The organism is Bacillus sp. FSL P2-0069 (assembly GCF_038593315.1).
GTDB classification, from domain to species: domain Bacteria; phylum Bacillota; class Bacilli; order Bacillales; family Bacillaceae; genus Bacillus; species Bacillus safensis.
This window is the reverse complement of the sequence record NZ_CP151984.1, coordinates 2473537-2491076: the sequence shown is the minus strand read 5'-3', so window position 1 is coordinate 2491076 and position 17540 is coordinate 2473537. Positions and strand designations below refer to the sequence as shown.

15 protein-coding genes and 1 riboswitch are annotated in these 17540 nt (G+C 43.1%); of the genes, 14 read left to right on the top strand and 1 reads right to left on the bottom strand.

The annotated features are described in order from the left end of the window. Window positions 1-19: 19 nt before the first annotated feature. The 12 genes from NSQ34_RS12745 (at window position 20) to NSQ34_RS12690 (ending at window position 14252) form a co-directional block, all read left to right on the top strand. Entirely contained in the window at window positions 20-2377 is a 2358-nt protein-coding gene (locus NSQ34_RS12745; RefSeq protein WP_034280729.1) for an endonuclease MutS2, read from the top strand. A gap of 14 nt (window positions 2378-2391) precedes the next feature. Then, a complete protein-coding gene (locus NSQ34_RS12740; protein WP_008345990.1) occupies window positions 2392-2796 on the top strand; it encodes a DUF350 domain-containing protein in 405 nt (134 codons plus the stop codon). A gap of 162 nt (window positions 2797-2958) precedes the next feature. Then, window positions 2959-3414 carry an immunity 63 family protein gene (locus tag NSQ34_RS12735; protein WP_034280732.1) on the top strand — a complete coding sequence of 152 codons (456 nt, stop codon included), beginning with the start codon at window positions 2959-2961 and terminating at the stop codon, window positions 3412-3414. 99 nt (window positions 3415-3513) lie between these two features. Next, window positions 3514-5232, top strand: a complete 1719-nt coding sequence (locus tag NSQ34_RS12730) for an AMP-binding protein (RefSeq protein ID WP_098677027.1) — start codon at window positions 3514-3516, stop codon at window positions 5230-5232. Window positions 5233-5400: 168 nt separating this feature from the next. Then, the gene (locus NSQ34_RS12725; RefSeq protein WP_024423221.1) at window positions 5401-5985 is read left to right on the top strand and encodes a TetR/AcrR family transcriptional regulator; all 585 of its coding nucleotides are present in this window, start codon (window positions 5401-5403) and stop codon (window positions 5983-5985) included. Window positions 5986-6011: 26 nt separating this feature from the next. Continuing rightward, a complete protein-coding gene (locus tag NSQ34_RS12720; protein ID WP_061109447.1) occupies window positions 6012-6791 on the top strand; it encodes an enoyl-CoA hydratase in 780 nt (259 codons plus the stop codon). Between the two features lie 31 nt (window positions 6792-6822). Further along, window positions 6823-7596 (top strand): electron transfer flavoprotein subunit beta/FixA family protein, encoded by a 774-nt coding sequence (locus tag NSQ34_RS12715; RefSeq protein WP_024427173.1) that lies wholly within the window; start codon window positions 6823-6825, stop codon window positions 7594-7596. Between the two features lie 43 nt (window positions 7597-7639). Continuing rightward, window positions 7640-8617, top strand: a complete 978-nt coding sequence (locus tag NSQ34_RS12710; RefSeq protein ID WP_041115051.1) for an electron transfer flavoprotein subunit alpha/FixB family protein — start codon at window positions 7640-7642, stop codon at window positions 8615-8617. A gap of 75 nt (window positions 8618-8692) precedes the next feature. Further along, window positions 8693-10171 carry an alpha-N-arabinofuranosidase gene (locus NSQ34_RS12705; RefSeq protein WP_144496290.1) on the top strand — a complete coding sequence of 493 codons (1479 nt, stop codon included), beginning with the start codon at window positions 8693-8695 and terminating at the stop codon, window positions 10169-10171. Window positions 10172-10417: 246 nt separating this feature from the next. Further along, complete coding sequence (gene trxA, locus NSQ34_RS12700; protein ID WP_007501629.1) at window positions 10418-10732, top strand: thioredoxin; 315 nt, start codon at window positions 10418-10420, stop codon at window positions 10730-10732. A gap of 139 nt (window positions 10733-10871) precedes the next feature. Next, a complete protein-coding gene (uvrC, locus tag NSQ34_RS12695; protein ID WP_327825953.1) occupies window positions 10872-12644 on the top strand; it encodes an excinuclease ABC subunit UvrC in 1773 nt (590 codons plus the stop codon). 61 nt (window positions 12645-12705) lie between these two features. Next, a riboswitch (Lysine riboswitch) is annotated at window positions 12706-12883 on the top strand. 133 nt (window positions 12884-13016) lie between these two features. Then, window positions 13017-14252, top strand: coding sequence for an aspartate kinase (locus NSQ34_RS12690; RefSeq protein ID WP_342500942.1), 1236 nt, complete (start codon window positions 13017-13019; stop codon window positions 14250-14252). Between the two features lie 154 nt (window positions 14253-14406). Here NSQ34_RS12690 and NSQ34_RS12685 read toward each other — a convergent pair whose 3' ends face one another. Beyond that, window positions 14407-14850: a YslB family protein gene (locus NSQ34_RS12685; RefSeq protein ID WP_024423214.1), complete on the bottom strand. Its 444-nt coding sequence runs from the start codon at window positions 14848-14850 to the stop codon at window positions 14407-14409. A gap of 283 nt (window positions 14851-15133) precedes the next feature. On the opposite strand from NSQ34_RS12685, the gene NSQ34_RS12680 reads away from it, so the two are divergent. Both NSQ34_RS12680 and sdhA read left to right on the top strand, forming a co-directional pair. Continuing rightward, complete coding sequence (locus tag NSQ34_RS12680; RefSeq protein WP_024423213.1) at window positions 15134-15742, top strand: succinate dehydrogenase cytochrome b558 subunit; 609 nt, start codon at window positions 15134-15136, stop codon at window positions 15740-15742. Between the two features lie 37 nt (window positions 15743-15779). After that, entirely contained in the window at window positions 15780-17540 is a 1761-nt protein-coding gene (gene sdhA / locus NSQ34_RS12675) for a succinate dehydrogenase flavoprotein subunit (RefSeq protein WP_034279746.1), read from the top strand.

Sequence of the window (17540 nt, the reverse complement as noted above, 5' to 3'; positions counted from 1 at the left end):
GTTAGGAGGCTGGACCATGCTGCAACAAAAAGTGTTAGCATCATTAGAATTTCATAAAGTAAAAGAAAAAGTCATGTCCTATACCGCATCCTCATTAGGAAAAGAAAGAGCGCAGGATTTAACGCCGCTGACGGATATAGAAACCATTCAGCATTTGCTGGAAGAGGTAGCAGAAGCACAGGATGTCATCCGCTTAAAGGGATCGGCGCCATTTGGCGGGCTGACGGATATTAGACGCGGGGTCAAACGGGCAGAAATCGGCAGTACATTAAGCCCATCTGAGCTCATGGAAATTGCAGCGCTGTTATACACTGCGAAAAATATGAAGCACTTTCTCACGTCCCTGTATGAAGATGGTGTAGACATACCTCGCCTTCATACATATGCAGAGACGCTGATATTACTGCCTGAAGTCAGAAAAGAAATCGAAAGCTGTATTGGTGATAATGGAGAAGTGCTTGATCACGCAACTCCGGCGCTACGAACAATACGTACGCAATTACGTTCATTAGAATCAAAAGTTCGAGATAAATTAGAATCCATGATTCGCTCACAATCTGCTTCAAAAATGCTGTCAGACACGATTGTCACCATTCGTAATGATCGGTTTGTGATTCCGGTAAAGCAGGAGTACCGCTCGAATTACGGCGGAATTGTTCACGATCAATCATCATCTGGGGCAACCCTTTTTATTGAGCCGCAAGTGGTCGTGGATTTAAATAACACCTTGCAGCAAACCCGTTTAAAAGAAAAACAAGAGGTCGAAAAGATCCTCCAAATGCTGACAGCGAGCGTGTCAGAACACATTGAAGAACTGCTTCACAATGTAAAGGAGCTTCAGACGTTAGATTTTATTTTTGCTAAAGCCAAATATGCAAAGGCTGAAAAAGCCACAAAGCCTGCTGTGAACGATCAAGGGGAGATTTATTTAAAGCGGGCAAGACATCCTCTATTGCCTAGGGATCAGGTTGTGGCAAATGACATTGAGCTCGGCAAAGATTTTTCAACCATCGTTATTACTGGCCCAAATACAGGGGGTAAGACAGTTACCTTGAAAACGCTTGGTCTTCTTACGCTGATGACGCAGGCAGGCCTTCATATTCCAGTTGAAGAAGGCTCGGAAGTGGCTGTATTCGACCAAGTCTTTGCTGATATTGGAGATGAACAATCTATTGAGCAAAGCTTGAGTACGTTCTCATCTCATATGGTCAATATTGTAGATATCTTAAAGAATTTGACATCTAACTCACTCGTGTTATTTGATGAATTAGGGGCAGGAACAGACCCTGCAGAAGGTGCCGCGCTGGCCATGAGTATCTTAGATGAAGTGCATCAAACAAATGCACGCGTCATCGCAACGACCCATTATCCTGAGCTGAAGGCTTACGGATATAACCGGGAAGGTGTCACAAATGCGAGCGTGGAGTTTGACATTGAAACCTTATCACCAACGTACCGCTTGCTCATCGGTGTGCCCGGACGAAGTAATGCATTTGAAATTTCTAAACGTCTTGGGTTGCCAGATCACCTCATTGACCGTGCAAAAGCGGATATGCATGCCGAGCATAATGAAGTAGACCAAATGATTGCTTCATTAGAAGACAGCAAGAAACAAGCAGAAGAAGAGCTGCATGAGACAGAAGTCTATAGAAAAGAAGCAGAAAAGCTTCATAAAGAATTGCAGAGACAAATTCTTGAATGGAATGAGCAAAAGGACAAACTGCTTGAAGAAGCTGAAAAAAAAGCGGCAGAAAAAATTGAACAAGCCTCAAAAGAAGCAGAAGACATCATTCAAGAGCTTCGTTCGATAAAAAATGAGCATCGATCATTTAAAGAACATGAACTCATCGATGCGAGAAAGCGTCTTGAAGAAGCAGTCCCTGAGTTTGACCGGAAGAAAAAGCCAGAGCCGGTGAAAAAAGCAGCAAGACAGCTAAAATCAGGCGACGAAGTGAAAGTGCTCACCTTCGGGCAAAAAGGAACGCTGCTTGAACAAACAGGTGACAAAGAATGGAGTGTCCAAATGGGCATTCTGAAAATGAAAGTAAAAGAAAAAGACATGGAATTTATCAAATCAGCACCTGAATTTAAGCAGGAGAAAGCCATTACGGCAGTCAAAGGAAAAGACTATCATGTATCGCTTGAGCTTGACTTAAGGGGAGAGCGTTATGAAAATGCTTTAAGCAGAGTCGAGAAATATTTAGATGATGCTGTCTTAGCTGGTTATCCGCGTGTGTCAATCATTCACGGAAAAGGAACTGGCGCCCTTAGAAAAGGGGTTCAGGAATTACTGAAACAGCACCGAAGTGTGAAAAATGCTCGTTTTGGGGAACAAGGCGAGGGAGGATCAGGCGTTACCATCGTCGAATTAAAGTAAAAAGGAGAAAACGCATGAAAGCCTTTTGGGAAAATGAACTTGTGGAAATTGCCGCCTATTACAGCGTGGCCGTCCTATGTCTTGTCTTATTTCTAACCATTTTTGAACTCGTTACCTCCTATAAAAACTGGGAAGAGATCCAGCGGGGGAACTTAGCTGTTGCCATGGCAACAGGCGGAAAGATTTTTGGGATTGCGAATGTGTTTCAGCATTCTATCGCACAGCACAATTCCCTTCTGCAAATGATTGGATGGGGCGTATACGGCTTTGTGATGCTGCTTGTCAGCTATTTCATTTTTGAATTTTTAACACCACGATTTAAAGTAGACAAAGAAATTGAGAATGATAATAGAGCGGTCGGGTTTATTTCACTCATTATTTCAGTTGGGCTGTCTTATGTAGTAGCAGCCGGCATTTAAGGAGACGACATGGAAAAGCTAGCAAAAGTATTAATCGTAGTTGCCTGCACTTTTGCGGTCATTGGTGCCGTTTACATGTTCCTGTGAAATGAAGAAGACAAAGTGAGAAAGCTGTCAGGGATTCCTTGGCAGCTTTTATCTCACCAGAAGGCGGTGAATCACATGAAGCAAATTCTGCAAAAAGACGAACTCATAAAGCGAATTGATACTTGTCTCCAAATGACTTCCCTGCCAAGAGACATATACGAACCGTATATTGCACGTCCATTTCAAACGACTGGATTTTTTGATGATTTGAGCCCTTATATTCAAATCGATCCGAGTGGCTATATTCTTATTCAATATGAACGAGGAATCCAAATGCTGCATAAAAGAACAAAAGCGGCGGATGAAGTCATTTACTGGATTTTAGAAGACACAATCTTTCTTACAGTCTACATAGATATGATGAGGCAGTATCAAGTCGACAACATCCAGACGCATTTACCTAATGACCCGAGTATCCATCAACAGATCGTGGAGAGAGTAAATGAGTCATTTCGTGCAATCGGTGGATTATATGAACAGTGGCATCATGAAGGAAAAAGAGCATCGATCGAAACACCGGCAAAGAAGTAAAGATGCCATGGAACCAAGCTCTATTTGAAAAAAGAAAACTGCCTTAAGGAAAAGTTTGCTATAATAAAATAGTACGAAAGTTCAGGAAGGAGGGTTTTTATGCAGTCAGATAAACGTTGGCTTCTGCATTACCCGAATCAAATTCCCCACGAACTCACCATTCCAAATGAGACGTTACAATCTTACTTATTCAGCTCCGCAGAGGCTGCACCTGAGCATACAGCCATTCATTTTCTAGGAAAAAACATCACCTATGAACAGCTCCAGGAAGAAGCATTGAAACTAGCTGGTTACCTGATGAAAATTGGCGTGAAAAAAGGCGACAGAGTAGCAATCATGCTGCCAAATTGTCCTCAATCTGTCATTTCTTATTATGCTGTTTTAATTGCAGGCGGCATCGTTGTTCAAACGAACCCGCTTTATACGGAGAAAGAACTGGCATATCAAATGGAGGACAGCGGCTCAAAAGTGCTGATTACACTGGATTTATTGTATCCAAAGGCCTATAAAATGAAAGCGCTGACAAGTATGGAGCACTTGATCATCACCAAACTGCAGGATTATTTACCATTTCCGAAAAACATTCTGTTTCCTATCGTCCAAAAAAGAAAAAATAAAATGGTCATCCAAGTAGAGAAAAGCGAGACCATTCATCACTTCTCACAAATTATGAAAGAATCGTCAGAAGAACAGATTCCGGCGCTTGCCTTTGAACCGAAAGAGGATGTCGCTGTTTTGCAATATACAGGCGGAACGACTGGTTTACCAAAAGGGGTCATGCTGACGCATGAAAATATTTTAGCGAATACTGAAATGTGCGCTTCTTGGATGTATAAAACGACAAGAGGAAAAGAACGAATCCTTGGCATCATTCCGTTTTTTCATGTATACGGAATGACGACCGTATTAAACCTTGCTGTGAAAGAAGGGCATTCAATGATTCTCCTTCCGCGATTTGACGCAGCTGATACCCTCAAAACGATTGAAAAACAGAAACCGACACTCTTTCCAGGTGCACCCACCATGTATATTGCCTTGCTGCATCATCCGAACATTGAAAAGTATGATCTGTCGTCCATCACTGCATGTTTAAGCGGCTCGGCGGCTCTTCCTGTTGAAGTCAAACAGAGCTTTGAGAAATTAACAGGAGGGCGTTTAGTTGAGGGGTATGGTCTTTCAGAAACTTCGCCAGTGACCCATTCTAACTTTTTATGGGGAGCGAACAAAACAGGCAGCATTGGCTGTCCGTGGCCTGGGACAGACGCAGGCATTTATTGCGAGGAAACGGGTGGCCTTAAAGAGCCGTATGAGCACGGAGAAATTATCGTCAAAGGGCCGCAAATTATGAAAGGCTATTGGAATCAGCCAGAGGAGACAGCAGCTGTATTAAGGGACGGATGGTTTTTCACTGGAGATATTGGGTATATGGATGAGGACGGTTTTTTCTATATCGTTGACCGGAAAAAAGATGTCATTATTGCGAGCGGTTATAATATTTACCCAAGAGAGGTCGAAGAAGCCCTTTATGAGCATGAGCTTGTACAAGAAGCCGTTGTCGCAGGCATACCAGATCCTTATAGAGGAGAAACAGTAAAAGCGTTTGTTGTGCCGAAAAAGGATGCTTATTTAACAGAGGATGAACTCGATCGCTTTGTCAGAACGAGAATTGCTTCATTTAAAGTACCGCGCGTGTATGAATTTAAAGAATCACTGCCTAAAACGGCTGTCGGAAAAATTTTGCGCAGAGTATTAATTGAAGAAGAAAAAAGAAAGCAAGCTTCATCATCTGAGACACCTGTCGATCAATTGAAGAAATAACGACCTTCATCATCCGGTCGAGCGGCCGGATGATTTGAATGATGACAGTCTGCTCTGGTATGATAAAGGTTGAAAAGAAAGAAGAAGATCTCTTGACAAATCACCCGTTTCTTTTTAACATAAAGTTATGAATGAATGCTCATTCAATTTAGAAAGGGACGAAGCACATTGAAGCAGAAAAGACCGAAGTACATGCAAATTATTGATGCAGCAGTTGTGGTGATTGCGGAGAACGGCTATCATCAATCACAAGTTTCAAAGATTGCGAAACAAGCAGGGGTGGCAGACGGAACCATTTATCTTTATTTCAAAAACAAAGAGGATATTCTCATCTCATTGTTCAAAGAAAAAATGGGACAATTCATCGAACGGATGGAAACAGATATCCAAAAGAAGCCATCTGCCAAAGAAAAGCTTCTACTGTTGATTGAGGAGCATTTTCGCATGCTGGCGCAAAATCATCATTTGGCTCTTGTGACACAGCTTGAACTCAGGCAGTCAAACCTTGAGCTGCGGCAAAAAATCAATGAGGTGCTAAAAGGGTATTTAAATATGCTCGAGTCGATTTTAACAGAAGGAAAGAAAACAGGAGAATTTAGACAAAATTTAGATGTCCGCTTAGCGAGACAAATGGTATTTGGGACGATTGATGAAACCGCAACAACATGGGTTATGAATGATCAAAAGTATGATCTGCCTGCACTCGCAGAAAATGTACATGATCTGCTGTTAAACGGAATACATCAATCCTAAAGACAATGTGAAAAAGGATGATTGACATGGAAAAAATACTCAGCTTACATCATGAAGGACAGACAGCGCTCATCACGATTCAGAACCCGCCTGCAAATGCCTTATCCTCTCAGCTGCTCACTGAGCTTAATGACATGTTCGATGAGCTCGAACAGAATGAAGAAGTAAGAGCGATTGTGATCCACGGGGAAGGCAGATTCTTCTCAGCAGGTGCTGATATTAAAGAATTTACGACTTTACAGGAAGAGTCTGATTATGCAAGCCTCGCTGATAGAGGACAGCAAGTCTTTGAACGGATTGAACAGTGTCCAAAGCCAGTCATTGCCTCGATTCACGGAGCAGCATTAGGCGGAGGCCTTGAGCTTGCCATGTCTTGTGATATCCGAATCGCAACAAAAGATGCGAAGCTTGGACTGCCAGAACTAAATCTTGGCATTATTCCAGGATTCGGCGGCACGCAGCGCCTCCCGCGCTACGTTGGTTCTGCTAAAGCACTTGAAATGATGGGAACAGCTGAACCGATTACAGGTGAAGAAGCATTTACGTGCGGCCTTGTTACAAAGCTGGCAGAAACAGAGGAAGAAGCGCTCGAAGCGGCCAAAACACTTGCGGGGAAATTTGCGGCAAAAAGCCCTAAATCACTTGAATATGTGCTTGATTTATTGAACGCAACAAAACTGTATTCATATGACGGCGGAATGAAACTGGAAGCCAAAAAATTTGGTGAGGTTTTCCAATCAAATGACGCCAAAGAAGGCATTCAGGCCTTTATCGAAAAGCGCAAACCGAACTTTAAAGGGGAATAAAGGATAAGTACGACACAAGGGGGAGAAATAAATGAATATATTTGTTTTGATGAAGCGTACGTTTGACACGGAAGAGAAAATTTCGATTCAGTCTGGTGCAATTCAAGAAGATGGAGCAGAGTTCATTATTAATCCTTATGACGAGTATGCCATTGAAGAAGCCATTCAGCTTCGCGATGAGCACGGGGGAGAAGTGACCGTTGTGACAGTTGGCGGTGAGGATGCAGAGAAACAGCTGAGAACAGCGCTTGCTATGGGCTGTGACAGGGCCGTCTTATTAAATGTGGAGGATGACTTAGAAGAGTGGGACCAATATTCTGCTTCTACCATTCTTTATCACTATTTAAAAGACAAAGAGGCTTCCTTGATCTTAGCAGGGAATGTAGCAATTGACGGCGGCTCTGGACAGGTAGCCCCGCGTCTTGCTGAATTACTCGGTTTTTCATATGTGACTACGATAACAAGTATCCAAATTGACGGCGGCTCTGTATCGATTGAACGAGATGCAGAGGGGGATGTGGAAGTCATTTCTGCCGAACTCCCGCTTGTCGTCACAGCTCAGCAAGGACTCAATGAGCCTCGCTATCCATCATTACCAGGCATTATGAAGGCAAAGAAAAAGCCTTTAGAAGAATTGGAACTTGATGATTTAGATTTAGATGAAGACGATGTACCATATAAAATCAAAACAATTGAACGTTTCTTACCGGAGAAAAAAGAGGGTGGCAAGGTGCTGAGCGGCGAGCTTCAGGATCAAGTCAAAGAACTGACAGATCTACTCAGAAATGAAGCAAAAGTCATCTAAACATCCACTTTACGATATCACGAGAACAAGGAGGAGCTTGAAGATGAGTAAAAAAGTTGTTGTACTTGGAGAAAGTCGTGACGGTAAATTAAGAAATGTGACATTTGAAGCCATTGCTGCCGCTCACAAAGTGGCAGAGGGCGGCGAGGTCATTGGCGTGTTAATAGGGGATGACGTCAAAGGCCTAGCAGATGAACTGCTTTACTATGGAGCGGATCATGTCATGATTGTGGAGCATCCGCACCTTTCATATTATACGTCAGATGGTTTTGCGCAGGCGCTTCAAGCCATATTAGATCAGGTTGATCCAGATGCTGTGCTCTTTGGCCATACATCTATCGGAAAAGACTTGTCGCCGAAAATAGCCGCACGTCTCCAGACTGGCTTGATTTCAGATGCGATTGATGTAAGCGTTACCGGTGAACATCTTGTTTTCACTAGACCGATTTACTCTGGAAAAGCCTTCGAAAAAGTCATTTCGACAGACCGTCTGCTTCTAGCAACCATCCGGCCAAATAACGTGGCACCACTTGAGCGGGATACGTCACGAGGCGGAGAAGTCACACCAGTTTCTGTCGACATTCAAAACCTTCGGACGATCGTGAAGGAAGTCATTAAAAAAACGTCAGAAGGTGTAGATTTATCCGAAGCAAAGGTCATTGTTGCTGGAGGGCGCGGGGTTAAGAGCAAGGAAGGCTTTGAACCGCTGAATGAACTCGCTGAGACGCTGGGGGCAGCAGTCGGAGCTTCGCGCGGAGCCTGTGACGCTGATTATTGTGATTATGCTTTGCAAATTGGTCAAACGGGAAAAGTCGTCACACCTGATCTTTATATTGCATGCGGGATATCAGGAGCGATTCAGCATTTAGCGGGAATGTCTAACAGTAAAGTCATTGTGGCAATCAACAAAGACCCAGAAGCGGAAATCTTCAAAATCGCCGATTATGGAATTGTTGGTGACTTGTTTGAAGTGGTCCCGCTTTTGAATGAAGAGTTAAAAAAGATGAATATCCACTCGTAACGCTCATACACTCAGAATGCCTAGGTATTCTGGGTTTTTTTGTATGTGATCAAGAAGAAAAGGAGCGGTTGACAAGTGAAGGGGACAGTAAAAGTCAATGACGTGATTGGACGCATTTCTAAACACATTTATGGGCATTTTCAGGAGCATTTAGGAAGAGGAATTTATGACGGGATTTGGGTAGGAAAAGACTCAGAGATTGATCATATTGAAGGGATTCGTACCGATGTACTGAAGGCCCTTCAAGCATTACATATTCCGGTGCTGAGATGGCCGGGGGGCTGCTTCGCAGACGAGTATCACTGGGCAAATGGTGTAGGTGAGCTGAGTGAACGAAAGCCAATGGTCAACACCCATTGGGGTGGTACGGTTGAATCCAATGCATTTGGTACGCATGAATTTATGGCATTGTGTGAGCTGCTTGAATGTGAACCTTACATTTGCGGCAATGTGGGAAGCGGGTCTGTTCAAGAATTAGCCGATTGGGTCGAATACATGACATTTCCAAAAGGGACACCTATGTCAGACTGGCGCATTCAAAATGGAAAACAAGAGCCTTGGAAGCTGACCTATGTTGGTGTAGGCAATGAAAGCTGGGGCTGCGGCGGGAATATGACGCCTGAATACTATGCAGATTTATATAAACGCTATCAGACGTACGTAAGAGAGTTTGCAGGACAGCGTATTTACAAAATCGCCTGCGGCGCGAACTCTAATGACGTGAATTGGACGAAGGTATTGATGGAGCGGGCCGCACCGTGGATGGATGGGCTCAGTTTACATTATTACACCGTACCGGGTACATGGGAGAAGAAAGGATCAGCGACTGAATTCGATGAGGATGAATGGTTTATCACGCTGAAAAAGGCCTATGAGATGGAACGGCTTGTCGAAGACCATGGAGAAATCATGGATCGTTATGACCCAGACAAGCGAATCGGGATGATTATTGATGAATGGGGGACATGGTATGACCCAGAGCCAGGGACAAATCCTGGGTTTTTATATCAGCAAAACACACTAAGAGACGCCCTTGTGGCCGCACTCCATTTTCATATTTTTCATCGCCATTGCGAGCGGATTCATATGGCAAATATTGCTCAGACGGTCAATGTGCTGCAAGCGATGGTATTAACAAAGGATGAAAAGATGCTTCTGACACCTACGTATCATGTATTTCACATGTTTCAAGTGCATCAAGAGGAAGAAGCGCTTGAAGTGGAGTTCGTTTCACAGCCGTATGAGCGAAGAGGTGAAAAAATTCCTCAGGTCAGTGTGTCCGCCTCGCGTTCATCAGGTAAGATGCATATTAGCTACTGTCACTTGAATCCGCATGAACAAACAGAGATATCCCTTGCCATTGCAGGGATTGAAGAACAAACGAAAGTCACTGGACGTGTACTGACGGCTGATCGCATGAATGCCCATAATACATTCGATGATCCTCATTCTGTTCAGCCAAAAGACTTTCAGCAAATGGCTGTAAAGTCCGGCGAATTAACGGTGGAGCTGCCGCCAATGTCAGTGGTCATGATAACTGTGGACCTCGCTTAATTGCATATTTCGATGTTTGATGAGAAGAATGTTGGGGCATCATACATTGTAAATGAAGCGGAAAGGGTGTCATGTCATATGCTTAGAACCATTCTTATGATCATCGGTGCGATTGTTGTTATTGGTGCGATTATACGGTTTGTTTTTTAATTCATTTCCTAAAAAATGATTCGTAAGCATTTCATTCGCAAGTCACATTGGTAGATGCTATACTAAAAAGCATAATTTACATTGGAGGAATGAATAATGGCAATCGTAAAAGCTACTGACGCAACATTTTCACAAGAAACTGCAGAAGGTGTTGTTCTTGCAGACTTTTGGGCACCATGGTGTGGACCTTGTAAAATGATTGCTCCAGTTCTTGAAGAACTTGATCAAGAAATGGGCGACAAAATGAAAATTGTAAAAATTGATGTAGACGATAACCAAGAAACTGCTGGTAAATACGGCGTTATGAGTATCCCAACACTTCTTGTTTTAAAAGACGGTGAAGTTGTAGAAACTTCTGTTGGTTTCAAACCAAAAGAAGCACTTGCTGAGCTTGTCAACAAACATCTATAAACCGATCTATGTCCAAGCGGCATAATCATTGAAGCGGTTCTCGTAAAGACGAGAGCCGCTTTTCTTTCAACATGGTATAAAACAAATGTTCGTGATACACTAGAAGGAGTGAAAGAGGAAAACAAGGACGGATGAAAATATGAACAAACTAATCAAAGAAAAGCTGTCAGTCCTGCCGGATCAACCAGGCTGTTACTTAATGAAAGATAGACAAAATACGATCATTTATGTGGGAAAGGCAAAGGTTTTAAAAAATAGGGTGCGCTCTTATTTCACTGGATCACATGACGCCAAAACGCAGCGGCTTGTCAGTGAAATTGAAGACTTTGAATACATTGTCACCTCTTCTAATATCGAGGCGCTCATTTTAGAGCTGAATTTAATCAAAAAATATGACCCGAAATACAATGTTATGCTCAAGGATGACAAGACGTATCCATTTATAAAAATTACGAATGAACGCCATCCTAAGCTGATCGTCACCCGCAATGTAAAAAAGGACAAAGGGAAATATTTCGGTCCATACCCAAACGTACAAGCAGCTCGAGAAACGAAAAAGCTGCTCGACCGCTTATATCCACTGAGAAAATGCGCCACCCTTCCTGACCGCGTCTGTCTTTATTATCACCTTGGACAATGTCTTGCGCCATGTGTGTATGACATTTCCGAAGAAACGAATAAGCAGCTCGTGGATGAAATCACAAGGTTTCTAAACGGAGGACATCAGCAAATCAAAAAAGAACTCACCGAAAAGATGCAGGAAGCTGCTGAAAATTTAGAGTTTGAACGGGCAAAGGAACTAAGAGACCAAATCGCATATATCGACTCAACGATGGAAAAACAGAAAATGACGATGAGTGATTTATCAGATCGAGATGTCTTCGCCTATGCCTATGATAAAGGCTGGATGTGTGTCCAAGTTTTCTTCATCAGACAGGGGAAATTGATTGAACGTGATGTCAGCCTGTTTCCAATGTATCAGGACCCTGAGGAAGAGTTCCTCACGTTTATGGGGCAATTTTATGAAAAGAACAACCATTTTCTGCCGAAGGAAATTTTGGTGCCTGACAGTGTCGATCAAGAGATGATTGAGCAATTGCTTGAGACGAACGTTCACCAGCCGAAAAAAGGAAAGAAAAAGGATTTACTTTTACTTGCCCATCAAAATGCCAAAATCGCCTTAAAAGAAAAATTTTCGCTCATTGAGCGTGATGAAGAGCGGACAATTGGTGCGGTGAAACAGCTCGGGGATGCGCTTAATATTTATATGCCATACAGAATCGAGGCATTTGATAACTCAAATATTCAAGGGGCAGATCCGGTTTCTGCCATGGTCGTCTTTCAGGACGGAAAACCCTATAAAAAGGAATACCGAAAATACAAAATTAAAACCGTCTCAGGGCCAGATGACTATGCATCCATGCGTGAAGTCATTAGAAGACGATATACCCGCGTGTTAAAGGATGAACTGCCGCTGCCAGATTTAATTTTAATTGACGGAGGAAAAGGACAGATCAACGCAGCCATCGATGTGCTTGAAAATGAATTGAATTTGTCTGTCCCAGTCGCAGGTCTTGTAAAAGATGAAAAACACCGGACATCGAATCTCATGATGGGAGATACACTTGAAATTGTTGCGCTGGAGCGGAATAGCCAGGCTTTTTACTTATTGCAGCGCATTCAAGATGAAGTGCACCGGTTCGCCATTAGCTTTCACCGGCAGCTGCGCGGAAAAAATGCATTCCAGTCTATTTTAGACGATGTACCAGGTATCGGAGAGAAGCGTAAAAAGCAGCTCCTCAAACATTTTGGCTCTGTGAAAAAGATGAAAGATGCCTCTATCCAAGACTTTCAGGAGGCTGGCATTCCGAAACAGACGGCTGAACTTTTAATGGAAGCATTAAAAAAATAGATTGTACTTTTACCAAAAGTCTGTTAAGATGTGACTAATTTAATAAATGAACGTGTTGTTTGTTGAAGATAGAGGTGCGAACTTCAAGAGTAAGCCTTCGGAGATCGATGGGATCTAAGAAGAGGGCTGAAAGGGGAGCGTCGCCGAAGTGAATAAAATCCACTCATTTTATTCGCTGGCTGTACATTGAAGAAATGTAGGGCTGTCAAGAATTCATTTCTTGGAGGGCTATCTCATTGTTTGCATCGTTTAATGATGATTTTAAAGCAATGGGAGATTTGTTCTCTCATTGCTTTTTTATTTGCAGTGAGCGGACAGTCTCCAAAGCTGCCTCTTCTCTCACACGTGAACTTTTGAAAAAGGGTGGTAGACATGGGACTAATTGTACAAAAATTTGGTGGAACTTCCGTTGGGTCGGCAGAAAAAATTCGCAATGCCGCAGAGAGAGTGATCGCTGAACGCGAGGCAGGACATGATGTGGTTGTGGTTGTATCAGCGATGGGCAAATCAACGGATGTTCTAGTAGACTTAGCGAAAGAACTCACAGACGATCCAAGCAAAAGAGAGATGGATATGCTGCTCGCAACTGGTGAGCAGGTGACCATTTCATTATTAGCGATGGCGCTCCAAAGAAGAGGTTATGATGCCATTTCCTTTACAGGCTGGCAGGCTGGTATGAAAACAGAGCATGTACACGGAAATGCAAGAATTGTGGACATTGATGAATTAAGAATAAAAAAGGAATTAAGTGCGGGGAAAGTTGTTGTTGTGGCAGGCTTCCAAGGAATTGCAGATGACTTACATATCACAACTCTTGGCCGCGGCGGATCAGATACAACAGCTGTGGCACTGGCTGCCGCACTAAAAGCTGATAAATGTGATATTTACACAGATGTACCAGGCGTGTTTACAACCGATCCGCGTTATGTACCATCTGCGCGGAAACTTGCAGGCATTTCATACGATGAGATGCTTGAGCTGGCTAATTTAGGAGCTGGCGTTCTGCATCCAAGAGCTGTTGAATTTGCGAAAAATTATCAAGTCCCGCTAGAAGTCCGTTCTAGTATTGAAAATGAATCGGGTACGTTAATTGAGGAGGAATCATCCATGGAACAAAATTTAGTCGTCAGAGGCATTGCATTTGAAGATCAGATTACACGTGTGACTGTGTGCGGGCTTTCAAGCGGTTTAACAACATTATCGACCATTTTTACGACGCTTGCGAAACAGAATATCAATGTTGATATCATCATTCAGTCTGTCACAAGCACCAATCAGACGTCGATCTCTTTTTCTGTCAAAACGGATGATTTGTCCAAAACAGTTGAAGTATTAGAAGAATATAAAGGGGCGCTTGGCTACGAGCAGATTGAGACAGAAAGCAAATTAGCGAAAGTATCCATCGTGGGATCCGGGATGGTCTCAAACCCAGGCGTAGCTGCTGAAATGTTTGCTGTGTTAGCGCAAAAAGACATTCAAGTGAAAATGGTCAGTACGTCTGAAATCAAAGTCTCAACAGTGGTCGGCCGTGATGATATGGTCAAAGCGGTTGAAGCGCTGCATGATGCGTTTGATTTATCAAAGGTGAGCGCCGCTGCTCATTCTTAAAAAGGTAAAGAGGTGCTCTCATGAAAGAGGGTCGCCTCTTTTTTCTATATGGAATCGGCTGAAACGGGCGTAAACCCATTCATTAAGTATGCTATGATAGATGTAGACATATAAAAAAGGCGTGACCTGAAGTCCGCGCCTTTTATCAAGAGTATTAGCTAGGGTCTCTTAAATCCCATTTAACGGTTAAAATGACTTTCTCAGCACGCTTTTTCACTTGTTCATAGGATTCAGCCACGTGCTCATTCAGAAGCTGAATTTGTTCAGCAATAAAACCCGCTTCCATCTGAAAGCATGGCTCCTTTTGATAGGTGAGTCGATTTGATACTAGTGGACCTTCGAGCTCAAACTCAATTTCCTGTTTTTTCGAATGGACCATTGTGAGAGTCCCCCATCCGGCATCATGGAAAAATTCGGGGATCTTCTCCCATGACTCTTGAGGAAATTTACGAGCAAGCAGTTTACCCGCAAAATACATCATAGATGAATGGTCCTGACCAAGAATATCAGGCAGCAGAACTTCGCGTATCAGCTCGTAGGCAAATCCATTGACTTCAATTTCTTTTAGCTGTTCTAAGTTAGATTCAAATTTATTCATTGTACGGCTCCCCTCTTTCAACAATTTATTATAGCTTATGTGGGCATATGATGACAGAGTTTTCCCTGAAGTCTAAGAAATTCTTATTGTAGTAAAACGAATTTTGATTTAAAACTTTTAAATTTCGGAAAATTTTAATTTATGTACGCGGTTTCTTGACGCTTTTTTGACATAGGAGTAAAATGAAATTGTCAATAAATTTGAATAAAGTGCTTACAATTGAAAGAAGCGGGGGTAAGACAATTTTCAAGCAATTGCACTTTTTTTACTAGGGGGTAAAGTAATGTCGGGGAACAAAGAATTTTTTTATCGGAGATTGCATTCTTTGCTTGGCGTCATTCCGGTCGGTCTATTTTTAATACAGCACTTAGTGGTTAACCACTTTGCGACGAATGGACCTGAGGCGTTTAACAAAGCTGCACACTTTATGGAACAGCTTCCTTTCAGATATGCACTTGAGCTGTTCGTGATTTTCTTACCACTGATCTATCATGCTGTTTATGGGGTGTACATAGCCTTTACGGCACAAAACAACACGTCTCGCTTCAGTTACTTAAGAAACTGGCTGTTCAGACTGCAAAGGATTTCAGGTATTATCACATTGATTTTTGTCTCTTGGCACGTATGGGAAACACGAATTCAAGCTCAGCTTGGAGCTGAAGTCAACTATGACATGATGGCGAATATTTTAAGCTCTCCATTTATGCTAGGCTTCTATATTGTCGGCGTTTTATCTACTATTTTCCACTTTGCTAATGGCTTGTGGTCATTTGCTGTCAGCTGGGGAATTACTGTTTCACCACGCTCACAACGAATCTCCACATATGTGACATTAGGTATATTTATAGCGCTTTCATATGTAGGGCTAAGAGCAATTTTCGCTTTTGTTTAAGAGGAAATAGATTAGTAGAAGAGGGAGAGGGGCTACAATGAGTAATTCTAGCATCATCGTTGTCGGAGGCGGCTTAGCTGGTCTCATGGCAACTATTAAAGCAGCAGAAGCGGGAACAGCTGTTCAACTATTTTCAATCGTACCTGTGAAACGTTCGCATTCTGTATGTGCACAGGGCGGAATCAACGGAGCGGTTAATACAAAAGGTGAAGGGGATTCACCTTATGAGCATTTTGATGACACGGTATACGGCGGAGATTTCTTAGCCAACCAGCCGCCAGTAAAGGCAATGTGTGAAGCAGCGCCGTCCATTATCCATTTACTTGATCGTATGGGTGTTATGTTTAATAGAACACCAGAGGGATTATTGGACTTCCGCCGTTTCGGGGGAACACAGCACCACCGTACAGCGTTTGCTGGAGCTACAACAGGCCAGCAGCTATTATACGCACTGGATGAGCAGGTTCGCCGCTATGAAGTAGCAGGACTTGTCACGAAATATGAAGGCTGGGAATTCCTTGGCGCTGTTTTAGATGACGAGGAAGTATGCCGCGGGATTGTCGCGCAGAACTTGACGACAATGGAAATTGAATCCTTCCGTTCAGATGCAGTCATCATGGCAACAGGCGGTCCTGGAATCGTGTTCGGTAAATCAACGAACTCCATGATTAACACTGGATCTGCTGCGTCCATCGTCTATCAGCAAGGTGCGCATTATGCAAATGGAGAATTCATTCAAATTCACCCGACAGCGATCCCAGGAGATGACAAGCTTCGTCTCATGAGTGAATCGGCTCGTGGTGAAGGCGGACGTGTTTGGACGTATAAAGACGGGAAGCCTTGGTACTTCCTTGAAGAAAAATACCCAGCATACGGGAACCTTGTACCGCGTGACATTGCAACGCGTGAAATCTTTGACGTATGTGTCGAGCAAAAGCTTGGCATCAACGGAGAGAACATGGTATATCTCGATCTTTCTCACAAAGATCCAAAAGAGCTTGATATTAAGCTTGGCGGAATCATTGAAATCTATGAAAAATTCATGGGTGACGACCCGCGTAAGCTGCCGATGAAAATCTTCCCAGCTGTTCATTACTCAATGGGCGGATTATGGGTCGATTATGATCAAATGACGAATATCAAAGGTCTATTCGCTGCCGGAGAATGTGATTACTCAATGCACGGCGGAAACAGACTTGGTGCAAACTCACTTCTTTCTGCGATTTACGGCGGAATGGTCGCTGGACCAAATGCGGTGAAGTACATTAGCGGTCTTGAAAAATCTGCGGAAGACCTTTCTTCTGCACTATTTGACAGTGCCGTGAAGAAAGAGCAGGAGAAATGGGACAACATCCTCAGCATGGACGGAACAGAAAATGCGTACGTGCTTCATAAAGAGCTTGGAGAATGGATGACGGATAACGTGACAGTGGTTCGTTACAATGACAAACTCTTAAAAACAGATCAGAAGATCGAAGAACTAATGGAGCGCTACAAGAAGATCAACATCAATGATACCGCATCATGGAGCAACCAAGGCGCTGCCTTCACGCGTCAGCTTGACAACATGCTTCAGCTAGCAAGAGTCATTACGATCGGGGCTTATAACCGGAATGAAAGCCGAGGCGCACACTATAAACCGGAATTCCCAGAAAGAAACGATGAAGAATTCCTTAAAACAACGATGGCTACGTTCAAAGGGAAAAATCAAAAGCCTGCATTCCACTATGAGGACGTCGATGTATCGTTAATTGCACCTCGTAAACGAGATTACTCGAAGAAAAAGGTGGAGAAATAA

What these genes read in the sequence shown, in the direction of transcription:
- NSQ34_RS12740 (WP_008345990.1), top strand. Translation starts at nt 2,392, where the DNA reads ATGAAAGCCTTTTGGGAAAATGAACTTGTGGAAATTGCCGCCTATTAC.
- NSQ34_RS12735 (WP_034280732.1), top strand. Translation starts at nt 2,959, where the DNA reads ATGAAGCAAATTCTGCAAAAAGACGAACTCATAAAGCGAATTGATACT.
- NSQ34_RS12730 (WP_098677027.1), top strand. Translation starts at nt 3,514, where the DNA reads ATGCAGTCAGATAAACGTTGGCTTCTGCATTACCCGAATCAAATTCCC.
- NSQ34_RS12720 (WP_061109447.1), top strand. Translation starts at nt 6,012, where the DNA reads ATGGAAAAAATACTCAGCTTACATCATGAAGGACAGACAGCGCTCATC.
- NSQ34_RS12715 (WP_024427173.1), top strand. Translation starts at nt 6,823, where the DNA reads ATGAATATATTTGTTTTGATGAAGCGTACGTTTGACACGGAAGAGAAA.
- NSQ34_RS12710 (WP_041115051.1), top strand. Translation starts at nt 7,640, where the DNA reads ATGAGTAAAAAAGTTGTTGTACTTGGAGAAAGTCGTGACGGTAAATTA.
- trxA (WP_007501629.1), top strand. Translation starts at nt 10,418, where the DNA reads ATGGCAATCGTAAAAGCTACTGACGCAACATTTTCACAAGAAACTGCA.
- uvrC (WP_327825953.1), top strand. Translation starts at nt 10,872, where the DNA reads ATGAACAAACTAATCAAAGAAAAGCTGTCAGTCCTGCCGGATCAACCA.
- NSQ34_RS12690 (WP_342500942.1), top strand. Translation starts at nt 13,017, where the DNA reads ATGGGACTAATTGTACAAAAATTTGGTGGAACTTCCGTTGGGTCGGCA.
- NSQ34_RS12685 (WP_024423214.1), bottom strand. Translation starts at nt 14,850, where the DNA reads ATGAATAAATTTGAATCTAACTTAGAACAGCTAAAAGAAATTGAAGTC.
- NSQ34_RS12680 (WP_024423213.1), top strand. Translation starts at nt 15,134, where the DNA reads ATGTCGGGGAACAAAGAATTTTTTTATCGGAGATTGCATTCTTTGCTT.
- sdhA (WP_034279746.1), top strand. Translation starts at nt 15,780, where the DNA reads ATGAGTAATTCTAGCATCATCGTTGTCGGAGGCGGCTTAGCTGGTCTC.